Origin of the sequence: Streptomyces sp. NPDC088812 (assembly GCF_044750285.1) — a bacterium.
Lineage (GTDB): Bacteria > Actinomycetota > Actinomycetes > Streptomycetales > Streptomycetaceae > Streptomyces.
On the sequence record NZ_JBIVJP010000005.1, the window covers coordinates 61,446 to 76,506 of the forward strand.

At 74.7% G+C, this 15,061-nt stretch carries 11 protein-coding genes and 1 pseudogene; 2 read left to right on the forward strand and 10 right to left on the reverse strand.

Annotated features, from left to right (window positions below):
• Window positions 1–61 precede the first annotated feature (61 nt).
• Window positions 62–574 carry a DUF402 domain-containing protein gene (locus tag ACIP67_RS10545; protein ID WP_401690456.1) on the reverse strand — a complete coding sequence of 171 codons (513 nt, stop codon included), beginning with the start codon at window positions 572–574 and terminating at the stop codon, window positions 62–64.
• Window positions 575–699: 125 nt separating this feature from the next.
• On the opposite strand from ACIP67_RS10545, the gene ACIP67_RS10550 reads away from it, so the two are divergent.
• Window positions 700–1,068, forward strand: a complete 369-nt coding sequence (locus ACIP67_RS10550; RefSeq protein WP_401690459.1) for a GntR family transcriptional regulator — start codon at window positions 700–702, stop codon at window positions 1,066–1,068.
• A gap of 214 nt (window positions 1,069–1,282) precedes the next feature.
• Here the strand turns inward: ACIP67_RS10550 and ACIP67_RS10555 are convergent, their stop codons facing one another.
• The 6 genes and pseudogenes from ACIP67_RS10555 to ACIP67_RS10580 form a co-directional block, all read right to left on the reverse strand.
• A complete protein-coding gene (locus tag ACIP67_RS10555) occupies window positions 1,283–2,059 on the reverse strand; it encodes a DUF72 domain-containing protein (RefSeq protein ID WP_401690462.1) in 777 nt (258 codons plus the stop codon).
• A gap of 15 nt (window positions 2,060–2,074) precedes the next feature.
• Window positions 2,075–3,169 (reverse strand): DUF5925 domain-containing protein, encoded by a 1,095-nt coding sequence (locus ACIP67_RS10560; protein WP_401690464.1) that lies wholly within the window; start codon window positions 3,167–3,169, stop codon window positions 2,075–2,077.
• A gap of 182 nt (window positions 3,170–3,351) precedes the next feature.
• Window positions 3,352–4,152, reverse strand: a complete 801-nt coding sequence (locus ACIP67_RS10565) for a polysaccharide deacetylase family protein (RefSeq protein ID WP_401690466.1) — start codon at window positions 4,150–4,152, stop codon at window positions 3,352–3,354.
• Between the two features lie 620 nt (window positions 4,153–4,772).
• Window positions 4,773–5,780: pseudogene (locus tag ACIP67_RS10570) on the reverse strand (glycosyltransferase family 2 protein); the annotation flags it as partial.
• A 50-nt stretch (window positions 5,781–5,830) separates the two neighbouring features.
• Complete coding sequence (locus ACIP67_RS10575) at window positions 5,831–6,661, reverse strand: glycosyltransferase family 2 protein (protein WP_401690468.1); 831 nt, start codon at window positions 6,659–6,661, stop codon at window positions 5,831–5,833.
• Between the two features lie 594 nt (window positions 6,662–7,255).
• A complete protein-coding gene (locus ACIP67_RS10580) occupies window positions 7,256–8,464 on the reverse strand; it encodes a S8 family peptidase (protein WP_401690470.1) in 1,209 nt (402 codons plus the stop codon).
• A 308-nt stretch (window positions 8,465–8,772) separates the two neighbouring features.
• Here ACIP67_RS10580 and ACIP67_RS10585 point away from each other — a divergent pair, with 308 nt between their 5' ends.
• Entirely contained in the window at window positions 8,773–9,579 is an 807-nt protein-coding gene (locus ACIP67_RS10585) for an SGNH/GDSL hydrolase family protein (protein ID WP_401690472.1), read from the forward strand.
• 8 nt (window positions 9,580–9,587) lie between these two features.
• Here the strand turns inward: ACIP67_RS10585 and ACIP67_RS10590 are convergent, their stop codons facing one another.
• Genes ACIP67_RS10590 through ACIP67_RS10600 form a run of 3 tightly spaced genes read right to left on the reverse strand, consistent with a single transcriptional unit; the run spans window position 9,588 to window position 14,975 of the window.
• Window positions 9,588–11,258 (reverse strand): serine/threonine-protein kinase, encoded by a 1,671-nt coding sequence (locus tag ACIP67_RS10590; RefSeq protein ID WP_401690474.1) that lies wholly within the window; start codon window positions 11,256–11,258, stop codon window positions 9,588–9,590.
• A 43-nt stretch (window positions 11,259–11,301) separates the two neighbouring features.
• Complete coding sequence (locus ACIP67_RS10595; RefSeq protein ID WP_401690476.1) at window positions 11,302–12,960, reverse strand: nickel transporter; 1,659 nt, start codon at window positions 12,958–12,960, stop codon at window positions 11,302–11,304.
• Window positions 12,957–14,975: a tetratricopeptide repeat protein gene (locus ACIP67_RS10600; RefSeq protein ID WP_401690478.1), complete on the reverse strand. Its 2,019-nt coding sequence runs from the start codon at window positions 14,973–14,975 to the stop codon at window positions 12,957–12,959. The genes ACIP67_RS10595 and ACIP67_RS10600 overlap by 4 nt, the downstream gene beginning before the upstream one ends.
• Between the last annotated feature and the right edge of the window lie 86 nt (window positions 14,976–15,061).

Here is a 15,061-nt window from a genome sequence, read left to right on the forward strand (position 1 = left end):
GGCCGGCGGGACGCCGTACGCCCGACGGTGTGACGACCTCACACCGGACGAGGTGACGACCTCACGCCAGCAGTGACTCGAGGCCGCCCTCCGCGCCGGCGGACACCTCCAGCTCGTCGAGGGCGGCGAGGGCGGCGGCCGCGGCCCCCGGATCCCGCTCGGCCAGCCCGCTCTCCGCGAACTCGTCCTCGTCCAGCCGCCGTACGTCGCTGCCGTCGGCGGAGCACCACAGGTCCAGGTCGAGGTCCTCGACGACCAGGTCGGTGCCGGTGAGCGTGGCGGGGCGGGTGACGTCGCAGTACCAGCCCTTCAGCGCCCCCGACGCGTCGCGGACCTCCTTCACCGCGTACCAGCGGTCGCGCCAGTAGTACTCCGTGAAGACGTCGCCCGGCTCGAACCGTACGAAGCCGAAGTCCCGTACGCCGTCGCCCGCCCAGGCGGCCCGGACGGCGATCCTGGTGCCGTCGTCGGACAGCAGCCCGGCGGGGTAGCGGATCTTCGTCCGGCCGCCCTTGACGAGGACCACGTCCACCCGGCCCGGGGAGCCGGCGGGGTCGGTCGAGTTCGCGGACATACCGCACCTCCGTTGCGCAGCTTCGGGGCGCAGGTCGCGCACGCTGACGGTCATGGGGCGCAGGCTAGGCGGGGAAGCCTTCGATGCGCCTCCCCTTTTCCGGCGGGTGCGGGACAATCGGGTCCGTGACCTTGAAGATCCACATCGCTGAGGGGGCCGCGCCGTACGAGCAGGTGCGGGCCCAGATCGCCGAGCAGGCCCGGTCCGGCGAGCTGCCCGTGGGCCACCGGCTGCCGACCGTCCGGGGCCTCGCCGAGTCGTTGGGGCTGGCGGCCAACACGGTGGCCAAGGCCTACCGGGCCCTGGAGGCGGACGGCGTGATCGAGACACGCGGCCGCCACGGCACGTACGTCGCCGCCGCGGGTTCGGCGGCGGCACGCGAGCTGGCTGCTGCCGCGCGGGCCTACGGGGAACGGGCGCGGCGGCTGGGGCTCACTCAGGACGAGGCCCTGGCCGCGGTCCGGGACGCTTTGCGGGCCGCCTACCAGGAGTGATGGGCGTTTGCGGCGAGATTGACACGTGTGCGGGGTCTGCCACGTGTGCGTGGCCTGCCGCGTGTGCGGGGGGCTGCCGGTCCGGCGGGCGGCTGCGGGGCCGTCGTGGCTGGTCGCGCAGTTCCCCGCGCCCCTGGGTGGGTGACCTGGGCCGGGGGCGGGGGTGCGGGGCCGGGTGGGTGACCTGGGCCGGGGCGGGTGTGGGGTGCGGGGGTCACCGATGGGCGAGGGATGGGCGGTCGGGGACGCGGGTCGGCCGCAGGCCCGCCCGCTCCGCCGTCCTGCCGAACATGACCGCGTTCCGCACGGCCGCGCCCCCGGGGTCGTTGTTGAAGTACGCGTACACCTCGGCGTCGCTCGGCCAGGTCGTCGCCACGCGGTCGAGCCAGGTCTCCAGGGCACGGCGGCCGTAGTGCGGGGAGGGGTGGGCGCGGCCCTGGTGGAAGCGGACGTAGCCCCAGCCGGCGGTCCGCCACAGCGGGGTGACCGGGCGGGAGAGGACATCGGCCCAGCACAGGGCCGCCCCCCGGGACTCCAGGACCTCGCGGACCGCCGGTGTCCACCAGGAGTCGTGGCGGGGTTCGACGGCGACCCGGGTCCCGGCCGGGAAGCACGCCAGGCAGGTGTCCAGCAGGCCCGGGTCGGCGCGCAGGGTCGGCGGCAGCTGGAGCAGCACCGGGCCGAGCCGGGAGCCGAGGCCGGCCGCGTGGCTCATCAGCCGGTGCACCGGCTCCTCAGGTTCCCGCAGCCGTCTGATGTGGGTCAGATAGCGGCTGGCCTTGACCGCGACGACGAAGTCCGGCGGCACGCGCTCGCCCCAGGACGCGAAGGTCTCCCGTGAGGGCAGCCGGTAGAAGGCGTTGTTGATCTCGACGGTGGCGAACCGTGCCGCGTACTCCTCCAGCCATCGCCGCACGGGGACGTCGGCCGGGTACAGGACGTCCTTCCAGTCCTTGTACTGCCACCCCGAGGTGCCGACGAACAGGGTCATGGCTCCATCAAAGCACTACAGGTACAGCCCCGCGTCCGCCCCGCCCCGCGGCTCCGGCAGTGAGGTCGGGGAGGTGCCCCGCCGCAGCGCGTACAGCTCCGCCAGGGTCGCGCCCTCCCGGCCGACCCCCTCGTCGGTGCCGAGCCAGTCCACCGCCTCCGGGCGGGTCAGCGGGCCGACCTCGATCCGGGCGAGGCAGCGGCCCGGGCGGACCACCGCCGGGTGCAGACGCTCCAGATCCTCGTTGGTGGTCACCCCCACCAGGACGTTGCGGCCCTGGCCCAGCAGACCGTCGGTCAGGTTCAGCAGCCGCGACAGCGCCTGGCCGGCGGTGTGCTTGGCCTCGCCGCGGATCAGCTCGTCGCAGTCCTCCAGGAGCAGCAGCCGCCACCGTCCCTTGCCGGTGCCGTCCTCCTCGCCGATCGCGATGTCCATCAGATAGCCGACGTCGGAGAACAGTCGCTCGGGGTCCAGGACGCAGTCCACCTGGCACCAGTCACGCCAGGAGCGGGCCAGGGTGCGCAGCGCCGAGGTCTTGCCGGTGCCGGGCGGGCCGTGCAGGAGCAGCAGCCGGCCGGCGATGTCGTCCGGGGTCGTCCCCATCAGATGGTCCATCGCCTCGGCGACCGGGGCCGTGTAGTTGGGGCGGATCTCGTCCCAGGTGCCCGCGGAGATCTGCCGGGTGGTGCGGTGCGGGCCGCGCCTCGGGGAGACGTACCAGAAGCCCATGGTCACGTTCTCCGGCTGGGGTTCGGGCTCGTCCGCCGCGCCGTCGGTGGCCGCGTTGAGCACCTTCGTGGCCAGTTCGGCGCTGGTCGCGGTGACCGTGACGTCGGCGCCGCGGTTCCAGCGGGAGACCAGCAGGGTCCAGCCGTCGCCCTCGGCGAGCGTCGCGCTGCGGTCGTCGTCCCGGGCGACGCGCAGCACGCGTGCGTCCGGCGGGATCAGGTTCGCGCCGGAGCGCACGCGGTCGATGTTCGCGGCGTGCGAGTACGGCTGCTCGCCCGTCGCGAACCGGCCGAGGAACAGCGCGTCGACGACATCGGACGGGGAGTCGGAGTCGTCGACGGTGAGCCGGATCGGCAGGGCGTCGTGTGGGTGCGCGGACATGCCGCCATGATCCGGCACACGGGGCCCGCGCGCACCGGGTTTCCGCACTGCGCGGCGGTGTGTCGGAGGTGGCTACAGCATTTCTGACTGTTTCAGGGCAATCGGGTGCATAAGATGCGTATCGCGTCGGCACCGCGGGCCCGGCCGGGGCGGTTCGACCGCCCCGGCCGTAGCCCGTCGGCTCAGACGAGCGCCCCGACGGCCCTGCGGTGGATCTGCCGGGTCCTGCGGACCACCGCGTACCCCCTGGTCAGGGCGCGGTCCCGGGCGAAGGCGCGGGTGACGGCCCGGCCGTCGAGGAGCCGTTCGAACTCCTCGGCGCCCGTGCCGCGCCGGACGGTCACCCGCCGCAGGGCGTACGGTCCCTGCGTGCGGCGGGCGAGGCGGTTGCCGACGGCGAGGGCCTGGGCGAACCCGTTCTCCCGCACCGCCGTGCGCACCCGCCGGCTGGAGTAGCCGTACGGGTAGGCGAAGGAGACGGGCAGGGCGCCCAGTTCGTCGGCGACGATGTCCCGGCAGCGGGTCAGCTCGGCGCGCAGCGTGCCGTCGTCGACCTGGTCGAGCTGCGGGTGGGTGTGGCTGTGGCCGCCGATCTCGACGCCCGCGTCCGCCAGTTCGCGTACCTGCGGCCAGTCCAGCATGGTGTCCAGGCCGCCGCCGGTGTCGTACGCGCCCCGGATCCAGCCGGTGGACACGAACAGCGTGGCCGGGAAGCCGTGCCGGGCCAGGGCGGGGAGGGCGTGGCGGTGCACGCCCTCGTAGCCGTCGTCGAAGGTGATCAGGACGGGCCGGTCGGGCAGGGGCCGTCCGGACCGCCAGCGGGCGGCCAGGCCGGCCGTGGTGAGGGGGGTGAGCCCCCGGTCCGCGATCAGCCCCATCTGCTCGGCGAACGCCTCCGGTGTGACCGACAGGGCGCGGGTGGCGCCGTTCGGCTCGGCGGCGACCGCGTGGTACATCAGGATCGGAACCCGAGCTTCCGTCATACGGCGCCCTCCGCCCGCGGCACGCCCCGCCCACCGCCGGCCTCACCCACGCCGCCCGCCCCGCCACTCCCGCGGCCCCCGGGACCACCGAACGGCACGACGACCCCGACGGTTTCGGCCGCCCCGGTACCCGCGGCGGCACCGGCCGCTGCGGTGTCGGCGACCGCCCCGGCCGTCCTGGCGTCCGCGACCGCATCGGTCGTTCCGGCGTCCGCGACCGTGCCGCCGGCCCTTGTGCTTCCGCGGTTTCCGCCGTCACGGAACGGCACGACGGCCCCGACGGTTTCGGCCGCCCCGGTACCCGTGGCGGCACCGGCCGCCCCGGTACCCGTGGCCGTGCAGGCGGCCCCGGTACCCACGGCGGCACCGGCCGCCCCGGTACCCGCGGCGGCACCGGCCGCCCCGGTACCCGTGGCCGTGCAGGCCGCCCCGGTACCCGTGGCCGTGCCGGCCGCCCCGCCGCTCCCGCGGCCGCCTCGGTCCCCCAGGTCGCCGGGATCGCCGGGATCGCCGGGATCGCCGGACGGTGCGGCGCTGTCGGCCGTTTCGGACGTCCCGGTGTCCCTGATCGCGCCCTCCGTTCCGGGCCGCCTCTCCGGAGGCGCGCCGCTCGTCCCGGGCCCAGCGATCCGGACCACCGCGAAGGTCGTGCCGTCGCGGCGGGCGCGGGCGGTGCCCACCAGGTAGCCGCCGACGGCGGTCAGGACGCCGGCGACGATCGCGCCGGCGCGGCGGGCGCCCCCGGCGCGGCCCAGGAGCCCGTCGCGCAGGCCCCGGACGACGCCGGCCGGCAGTACCCGGGTGGTGTACCGGCGTTCGGACTCCAGGCCCTTGCCGGCGCCGACGCTGCGGGCGACGAGCGCCTTGGACAGGCCCTCGGCGTAGGTGCGGGTGCGGAAGTAGGCGAAGTGCTCGCGGGTCTCGGGCACCTTGTGGTGGATCACCGCGCGGTCGTCGACCAGCAGGACCGCGTCGGGTCTCGCGCGGCTGAGCCGGATGCACAGCTCGGTCTCCTCGCCGCCCAGCGGCCGCTTGTCGCCGTCGCGGCCGATGCCGGTGGCGAAGCCGCCCGCGACGGCGAACGCCTCCCGCCGGAAGGAGGCGTTGCCGCCGAGGACGTTGCGCACCCGGACCAGGCCGGGCGGCAGGCCCAGGTAGGAGCAGCCCACCACCCAGTCGAACTCCTCGGGGAACCAGGCGGGTCGCCGGCCGGAGGACCAGGCCGGTACGGTCCGCCCGCCGACCGCCATGACCCGGGGGTCCGCGTAGGCGTCGGCGAAGCGGCGCAGCCAGTCCCGTTCGGCGACGGCGTCGTCGTCGAGGAAGGCGACGATCGCGCCGTGCGAGGCCGCGACGCCGGTGTTGCGGCCGGCCGACAGGCCGCGCGGGCCCGCGTTGGGCAGCACCCGTACGTCGGGCGCCTGCCGGTACTCCTCGGCCAGCCGGTCGAGGAGGACCGGGTTGTGGTCGACGACGAGCAGGGTCTCCAGGGCGGGCCGGGTCTGCGCCCGCACGGAGGCGACGGCCGCGAGGATGTCCTCCCAGCGGTTCTCGGTGTAGACGCAGACGACGACCGAGATGCCGGCGGAGCCGTCGCGCGCGGCCTGTCCGGCCGGTGTGCCGTTCATGCTGCCGTCGGCGCTGTCGGCAGTGCTGCTGTTCGTGGTGCCGTTCGAGCTCAAGACGCCTCTCCCCGGACCGTGTCGAGCATCGGCGACCGGTGTCCGCGGCGGCGCAGCGCCCGGCGGTTGGACCGTTCCGCGAGGATCACCCGCAGCACCCGCAGCCCGTCGCGGACGGCCCGCAGGTTGCTGACGCCGTGGATGCGCAGGTACTCGTGGCTGGGGATCTCCTGCACCCTCAGCCCGGCCTTGACGACCCGGATGTTCATCAGGGTCTCCACCTCGAAGCCGGTGCAGTCGAGTTCGATCTTGTCCAGGCAGTGCCGCCAGAAGGCGTTGTAGCCGTAGCACAGGTCGGTGTAGCGGGCGCCGAACTTGCGGTTGACGACGGCGCACAGGGCCCGGTTGCCCAGTCGGCGGACGAAGGTCATGTCGTCGGTGCCGCCGCCGTTGGCGAAGCGGGAGCCCTTGGCGAAGTCCGCGCCGGAGACGAGGGCGGAGACGTACGACACGATCTCGTTGCCGTCGGCCGAGCCGTCCGCGTCGACCATCACGATGATGTCGCCGGAGCACGCCTCGAAGCCGGTGATCAGGGCGTCGCCCTTGCCCCGGCCCTGCTGCCCGACGACCTTGACACCGGGCCACAGCTCACGCGCGACCTCGACGGTGCCGTCGGTGGAGTTGCCGTCGACCAGGACCACTTCGTGGATCCAGTCCGGCAGGGTCTTGAAGACGTACGGGAGGTTCTCGGCCTCGTTCATCGCGGGGATCACGACGCTCACCGGCGGTGTGATGGCCAGGTGAGAGGTGATGGGCCGGTACTTTCCGGCGGTGGACGGAGCCTGGAGATCCTGGCCCGATGTCGCCGGCTGCAGCACGGAACTCATGAGTCTGGTTCCCTCTCGTCCGGTGGGCCGCCCGCCCCTGGGCGGCCCGGATCTACGTCCGGTTCGAAAGGGGGGTTGTTTCCCACCCGCGGCCGCACGGCACGACGGAGGACCTCTCCGCGACACGTCCGGCACGGCATGGCGGAGGACTTCTCCGCGCACGCCGGGTGAGCTGGCAGAACTGGACGGCCCCGGAGAACGGCGGCCGACCGCGCGGCACGGCCCGGTCACACAATGCGCTGACCGAGCTCGGCACCCCCCTACCGCGCTCCCGCGCCGGACGCCGTCGAGGCGGTCCTTGAGCCCTCCCCTAGAGCCGCTTGCCGACGGTCCGATGCGGGTGAGATGTATGACGGTATTGACGATTGCACCCGTATGGCAAGACCTGGAAAGAGACCTCACCTTTTTGTTCGTTTGACCGTTACACAGCGGGTCGTCCGGTCGGCGGGACGACAAAGGTGGTCAGGGGCCTGACAGAAGTGTTCCCCGGAGGCGCGGGGCCTCCGGGGAACGGCTCCGGCTCATCACCGTCTCAAGGGACGTGAGCCGGGGGGAAGAGCAGGGGGAAGAGCAGGGTCAGGAGCAGGGGGAACGTCAGGGCACGATCTTCAGCAGCCGGTTCGGGGAACCGGTGCCGGCGCTGGTCACCACGCCGGTGGTCGCGCCGCTCGTCAGGGCCGAGGCGACCTGGGCCGGGGTGGCCGAGGTGTGGCTCGCCAGGTAGATCGCGGCCGCGCCCGCGACGTGCGGGGTCGCCATCGACGTACCGGAGATGGTGCTGGTGGCGGTGTCGCTGGTGTTCCAGCCGGCCGTGATGGAGGAGCCCGGGGCGAAGATGTCCAGGACCGAGCCGTAGTTGGAGTAGCTGGCCTTGGCGTCGGTGCTGGTGGTGGCGCCGACGGTGATCGCGGCGGCGACGCGGGCCGGGGAGTACGAGGAGGCGTTGGCGCTGCTGTTGCCGGCCGCGACCGCGTAGGTGACGCCGCTGGCTATGGAGTTGGCGACCGCGGTGTCCAGCGAGGTGGAGGCGGAGCCGCCGAGCGACAGGTTGGCGACCGAGGGGCCGGAGTGGTTGGCGGTCACCCAGTCGATGCCCGCGATGACGCCCGCCGTGGTGCCGGAGCCGCTGTTGTTCAGCACCCGGACCGCCACGATGTTCGCCTTCTTGGCCACGCCGTAGGTGGAGCCGGCGATGGTGGTGGCCACATGGGTGCCGTGGCCGTTGCCGTCGGAGGCGGTGGTGTCGCCGTCGACGGCGTCGTAGCCGTAGGAGGCGCGGCCGCTGATCTGGGAGTGCGTGATGCGGACGCCGGTGTCGATGACGTACGCGGTCACGCCGCCGCCGGCGGTGTCCGGGTAGGTGTAGGTGCCGGAGAGCGGGAGCGCGGCCTGGTCGATGCGGTCCAGGCCCCACGGGGCGCTCGACTGCGTGGTGTCGGCGAGCTGGACGGTCTGGTTCTGCTCGACGGCGGCGACCGACGGGTCGGCGGCGAGTCTGCGGGCCTCGGCGGCGGAGAGGGTGGCGGTGTAGCCGTTCAGCGCGGCGCCGAACGTCTTCTTCACCGTGCCGCCGTACTCCTTGACGAGGTCCTTGCCCGTGGCCGAGGACGCCTTGAAGCCCGCGTCCTTCTTCAAAGTGACGATGTAGCTGTCCTTGACGGCGGTGGGGGAGCCGGCCGCGAGGACCTTGCCCTCGGCCGGTGCGGCCTGGGCGGGGAGCGCGGTGAGCCCGCCGACGAGGGCGGCGGCCGCCACGGTGGCGGCGGCGGTGACGCGGAGCTTGGTGCTGCGAAGGTGTGCCATTACGAGGGAGTCCTCCTCTAGGCGGCGCGTGCCCGGATGGGGGCGCGCGTCTGTGGGGGCTGCGCGCGGAGTCGCGCGCACGGCGTCGAGCGTCGCGGCGTACCGCTCTCAGCTGTTGCAAAGCTTGGGTCATCTACAGGGGTAGAACAAGGGACTTGAAAGCCTGTCAACAAATTTGGCATGGCCACGTAACAAATCGGGCGTGATCAATCGCGACACGACACGAAAAGACTTGGCATGAACACTTCCTGTCAACACGCGTAGCTGCTACCACGGTTGTGGCAGAGATGCTGCTAAAGGGAGGTTCCATGAGACGTTCCCGAATTGCCGTAATCGTCAGTTCCCTCCTCCTGGCCGCCGGTGCCGCACTCACCGGCGCCACCTCGGCGCAGGGCGCCCAACTCGCCGCCACCGGCGGCTACGTGGCCCTCGGCGACTCCTACTCCTCCGGAGTCGGCGCCGGCAGCTACGACAGCTCCAGCGGCGACTGCAAGCGCAGCACCAAGTCCTTCCCCTACCTGTGGAACGCCGCCAACGCCCCGTCGTCGTTCGCGTTCACCGCCTGTTCGGGCGCCCGGACGGGTGACGTCCTCTCAGGTCAGCTCAGCCCGCTCAGCTCCGCCACCGGGCTGGTCTCCCTCACCGTCGGCGGCAACGACGCGGGCTTCGCCGACGTCATGACCACCTGCGTCACCAGCTCCGACAGCACGTGCGTGTCCCGCATCAACACGGCCCGGGCGTACGTCGACTCCACGCTCCCCGGCCAGCTCGACAGCGTCTACTCGGCGATCCGCTCCAAGGCGCCCAACGCCCGCGTCGTCGTCATCGGCTACCCCCGCTTCTACAAGCTGGGCACCACCTGTGTCGGCCTGTCCGAGACCAAGCGCTCCGCCATCAACGCCGCCTCCGACCAGCTGAACACCGCCATCGCCGCGCGGGCCGCGGCCCACGGCTTCGTCTTCGGTGACGTCCGCACGACCTTCTCCGGCCATGAGATCTGCTCCGGCAGCTCCTGGCTGCACAGCGTCAACTGGCTCGACATCGGCGAGTCCTACCACCCGACCGCGTCCGGTCAGTCGGGTGGCTACCTGCCCGTGCTCAACGGCGCGGCCTGAGCGGTCCCTCACGAGGGTGACGCGGAGGGGGAGGCCTCGCCCGACGGGGCCTCCGTCTCGCACGTCACCGAGAACGGCACCGAGTTCGACGTCGTCCGCAGCGGCGCGCGCACCTCGACCCCGATCGCGTTCCGGTACGTCCCGCTCTCCGCGTACGTCGTCACGGTCACCCGGTCCTGCCGCGTGGTGCCCCCGCCGGCCGGGAAGTCGAGCGTCCGCCAGCCCGAGTCGGTGAGTTCACCCTCCTCCGCCACCCAGCGGTAGGACACCTGCGCGGGCAGCCGGCCCACCGTGATGGTCGCCGTGAAGGCGGGCGCCCCCGCGTCCCCCGGCGGACAGGCACCGGAGTACTCCGTGTGCGTGCCCGTGACACCGACCGCGACGGACTGCGCCGGAGTCTCCCCGGCGGTCTGCCCGCTCCCGCCCTCGCTCCCGCTCCTGTCGGGACTCGGCGAGGACTCCGCCCCGCTTCCGCTCTCCGCCGGCGACGCGGGAGCTGACGCGGACGCACTCGCGCCCTGCGACCGGCCGGAGGAGGTGGCACCGGTGGCACCACCACCGCCGGTGCCGTCGCCCCCGTCGTCCCGGTCGAGCAGCGCGTACGTCAGCCCGGCGACCGCCAGCGCGAGCGCCACCACGCCCGCCACCAGGACGCCCGCGGCGCGCCGGTTGCCGTCCCGTTCGTCCCGGGCGGCAGGCGCGGGGCCCGTACCCGAAGGGGGCGCGGGGGGCTCCGGTCGCCGCGGCGGCAGCGGTTCCGTGTCCGCCGCCGACGGCAGGCCCGCCACCGTCGGCGCGTACGGCGTCCCCCGGACGGTGCCGGCGTACGGGGCGCCTCCCCCGGAGGGGGTACCCCCGGCCGCGACGAGCCTCAGGTCCCGCTCGGCGCGCTCCGCGGGCAGCCGTTCGGCCGGCTCCTTGCGCAGCAGCCCCTCGATCACCGCGGCGAGCGGCCCCGCCCGGCGCGGCGGCGGCAGTTCCTCGTCGACGACGGCGCGCAGCGTGCTCAGCGGGGTGTCCTGCCGGAAGGGGGAGGCGCCCTCGACCGCCGTGTACAGCAGCACGCCCAGCGACCACAGGTCCGACCCGGGCCCCGGCGTGCGCCCCAGCGCGCGCTCGGGGGCGAGGAATTCGGGGGAGCCGATGAGCTCGCCGGTCATGGTGAGCGCGGAAGTGCCCTCGACGGTCGCGATACCGAAGTCGGTGAGCACGACCCGGCCGTCGTTCGCCAGCAGCACGTTGGCCGGTTTCACGTCCCGGTGCAGCACGCCCGCCGCGTGCGCCGCCCGCAGCGCGGCCAGCACCTCGGCGCCGATGCGCGCGGCCCGCGCCGGCTCCAACGGGCCCTCGGCGTCCAGCAGGTCGGCGAGGGAGAGGCCCCGCACCAGCTCCATGACGACCCACGGCCGGCCGTCCTGCACGGCCACGTCGTACACCGTGACGACGTTGCGGTGCGCGATCCGGGCCGCGGACCGGGCCTCGCGCTCCAGCCGGGCGTACATCCGTTCCACGTCGGCGGCCGGCAGTCCGGTGGGGGCGCGCACCTCCTTGACGGCGACCTCGCGGTGCAGGACCTCGTCCCGGGCCCGCCACACCGTCCCCATGCCGCCCTCGCCGAGCGGCGACAGCAGCCGGTAGCGTCCCGCGATCAGACGTTCACTGCCCGGTCGTTCGGACACCGCGCCCCCTTCGCATCCGGGCGGACACCCCCACAAACGTAGCTCAGGCGACGAGGGATGCGGCCCCCTTGAGCACCAGTGCGGTCCCGAGGGCCACGACGACGAGCGCGGACCACAGCGGCACGTTCCGGCGGACCAGCGCCACGACCGGGTGCGCGGGCCGGCGCGCGCTCCGGTCCAGGAACCGGGCCGCGGCCGCCCCCAGCCTGACCACGGCGAATCCGGCGGCGGTGAGCGTCAGCGCGAGGCCCGCGCCGTACGCCACGACGAGCAGCAGCCCGAACCAGGCGTGCCCGAGCGCCGCCGCGCCGACGAGCACGACGACGGCGGAGGGGCTGGGGACGAGCCCCCCGGCGAAGCCGAGGAGGATCGTGCCGCGCAGGGTGGGGGCGGTGGAGTGGGTGTGGGTGGAGCCGCCGTGGGTGTGGGTGTGGGTGTGGGTGCGGCGGTGGTGGCCGTGATGGTCGTGGTTGTGGGGGTGGGGGTGGGGGTGGCCGTGATGGTGGTGGTCGTGGCCGTCGTGCGTGTGCTCGTGCCCCTGGTGGTGGCTGTGGTCGTGGTCGTCATGGGGGTGCCGGGTGGGGGCGCCGGACAGGGCGAGTGCGCGGACGGGTGGCTTCGCGTGCTCGTGGGTGGGGGGAGTGGGGTGAGGAGCGGTGGGCGCGTGCCGCCGGTCGTGCCGGGCCCGGCGGACCAGGACGGCGCCCGCGCCGAGGACGAGGGCGCCGCTCGCCAGACCCAGCCAGGAGAGCACCGACGGGGCCGCGGCCGAACCCGCGGTGACCAGGAGCCCCAGGGCGACCACGCCCAGGGTGTGGGTGACCGTGACCGACGCCGCCAGCGGCAGGACGTCCTTCATCCGGGCCCGGCCGCCCCGGGCGGCCGCCGTCGCGGCCATCAGGGTCTTGCCGTGCCCGGGGGCGACCGCGTGCAGCGCGCCGAGCCCGACCGCGAGGAGCAGGGCCAGGGCGGCGAAACCGACGGTGAGGTCCTGCCGGGCGACCAGCCGGTCCAGGGCCCGTGTCCAGCGGTCGGCGCCGCGCGGCAGGACGGACGCGGCGGGCGCCTCGCGCTCCCCGTCGGCGAGGGCCGCGCCGCCCGGCCGCACCCGCAGGGACGCGGTCGCGGTGTCGGCCGGGGAGGAGAGCAACTCCTGTGGGTAGTCCGTGAGTTCACCGGACACGGACTCGGCCGGTACGTCCGAGGCGGTGAGCGTCATGCGGTCGCCCCGCGCGGTGATCTCCCGCCAGCCCGGCCCGGCGGACCCGCCCGCGCCCCGGAAACCGACGGAGACCGTGCCGTCCTCGGGCAGCGGTGCCGTCAGCCGGCACTCCACGCGCAGGGTGTCCAGACCGGCCTGCCCCGGCCTCACGGCCGCCTCGGCGGCGGTGGACGTGAGGGTGACCGGGCGGCCGTCCACCGTCAGCGCGCTGCCGGCGGCGGCCGTGGCGCAGCGCCGCCGGGCCCACTCGGTGAGACCGAGCCGCTCGACGTCCGGCCTCGCCTGGGTCGCGGGGATCTCGGCGAGGTCCTCGACGTGGTCGACGAGGAGCCGGCCGGGGGCGGCGATCAGACCGTCGTAGCGGTTGACGGTGAAGTTGCCCAGGGGGTGTGCGCTCGCGGTGGCGGAAGGGCCCAGGGCGAGTGCGCACCCGGCCGTCAGGACGGCCGCGCAGGAGGCGAACGCACGACGGGGGATCACCGGTAGCCCTCCGTTGTCTTCAGCGGCTTCGGTGTCGTCAGCGCCGTCAGCGCCGTCAGCGTCTTCAGCGCGGCACGGGCCTCGTGGGCGCCCAGCGGGGAAAAGCCCGGGTTGAGGTCGAGGGCCGCCGTGAGGTGGGCGCGGGCGTCGGCGGTGCGGCCGGTGGCGCGTTCGATCATGCCGAGGTGGTGGAGGAAGACCGCGTTGCGGTAGCCCGTGGCCGTGGCCCGGCGGGCGTAGGGGAGGGCTTCCTCGTCCCTGCCGTTGACGTGCAGGGCCCAGGCGAGGGCGTCCGCGGTGTGCACGGTGCGGCGGCGGGCCCACTCCGCGCGGGCCGCGCGCAGGGCCGCCGTCCGGTCGCCGTGGTCGGCGGCGGCGAGCGCGGTGTCGAGGTCGGCGTCGACGCCGTTGGCGCGGGCGAGGGCCGTCCAGGCGTCGACGAGCGCGTACTGCTCCCGCGCCTTCGCCGCGTCGCCCTGCCCGCCGCGGGCCTCGTACAGTTCGCCCAGCGCGACGAGCGGACCGGGGAGCGGGAAGCGGGCGACGACGTCCTCCAGGCCCTCGATCGCCTCGGCCTGTCGGCCGCCGGCCGCCTGCGCGCGGGCGCGGCCCTCCAGCGCCGGCAGGTACGTCTCGTCGGCGGCCAGGGCGCGGGCGTAGTGGGCGAGGGCGGTGGTGTGGTCGCCCTGGCTCCAGGAGAGGTTGCCGAGCTGGGTGGCGACGTAGGCGATGTCGCCGGGCGTGACCGAGGCGGTGAGGGCCTGCTCCAGCACCCGGCGGGCGGTGGTGACGTCGCCGCGCAGTTCGTGGACGTACGCGTACCGCGTGAACACCGGTACGCCCGGCCGCCGTTCGTCGGCGGTCCGCGCGGCCCGCGCCGCCTCCTCGTACCGGCCGAGTTCGACGAGCGCGTCGATACGGGTGCACAGGGCGCGTTCGCCGTAGGGGTTCCGCTCCAGGGCGCGGTCGGCGTACCTCAGGGCGCCGTCGAAGTCGTGGCGGGCGGCGGCGAGGGCGGCCCGGCCGGACAGGGCCTGGTCGTTGCCGGGCCGCAGTTCCAGCGAGCGCTTCAGGGCCCGCTCGGCCTGCGGATAGCGGGAGGGGTCGCCCTTGGTCCTGGCCTGCTCGACGTAGGCGAGCCCGAGCGAGGCCCAGCCGTCGGCGTCGCGCGGCTGGGCGCGCAAGTGGGCCTGGAGCGAGGCGACGACGGCGTCGAGACCGGCCCCGGACAGCAGCCCCGGGGAGACCGCGGCGGCCGCGACGACCGGGGGCCCGCCGCCGTCGCGCACCGCGCCGAACGCGACCGCCCCCGCGGTGAGGGCGACGGACAGCATCGCCGCACAGGCCCCCAGATGGACGGCCCGCCACCGGCGGCCCGCGGCCCCCACCCGGCGCACGGCGACGACCCGCACACCGACCTCGCCGGAACCGACGGCCGGGTCCGGGCCGTCGGCCTCGACGTCGCCGCTTTCGCGGGTCCCTTCGCGGGTTTCGGCGGTGCCGGCTTGGCGGGTTTCGGGGGTGCCGGCTTCGCGGGTTTCGGGGGTGCGGCCTTGGCGGGTTTCGGGGGTGCCGGCTTCGTGGATGCTTTCGTCGGCCTCGGCGCTGGGGCCTTCGCGGGTGCTCTCGTGGGCTTCGGCGGTGCCGCGCTCGCGGGTGCTTCCGTCGGCTGTGGTGGTGCCGCCCTCAGGGGCGGCCCGGCCGGCCACGGCACCTTCGCCCTCGCGGGCGCTCCCGCGGGTCTCGGCGTCCCGAGGGGCGGTCGTGCCCCGGGGCTCCCCGACGGCGTCGCGGTCCCCGGTGTCGCCCGGGGCGGGGGCGTCGCCGGTTCCGGTCGGCCGCGACGAGCCCGTACCGGCCCGGCCCTCCGGCCGGCCGTCCTGCTCGGCGGGGTGGGACGAGCCCGTATCGGCCCGGCCCTCCGGCCGGCCGTCCTGCTCGGCGGGGTGTCCGGGGCCCGGCCCGGAGGCCGGCCGCTCGCGCTCCGGTTCACGGTCGTTCGTACGCGGGGGCATGCCCTCTCCTCGGTCGCCTGGGGTGGTCCGTCCTGCGGGTGGGGGAGGCGCGGCCCGCGCCGTGGGGGAATGGGTGCGCGGGCCGC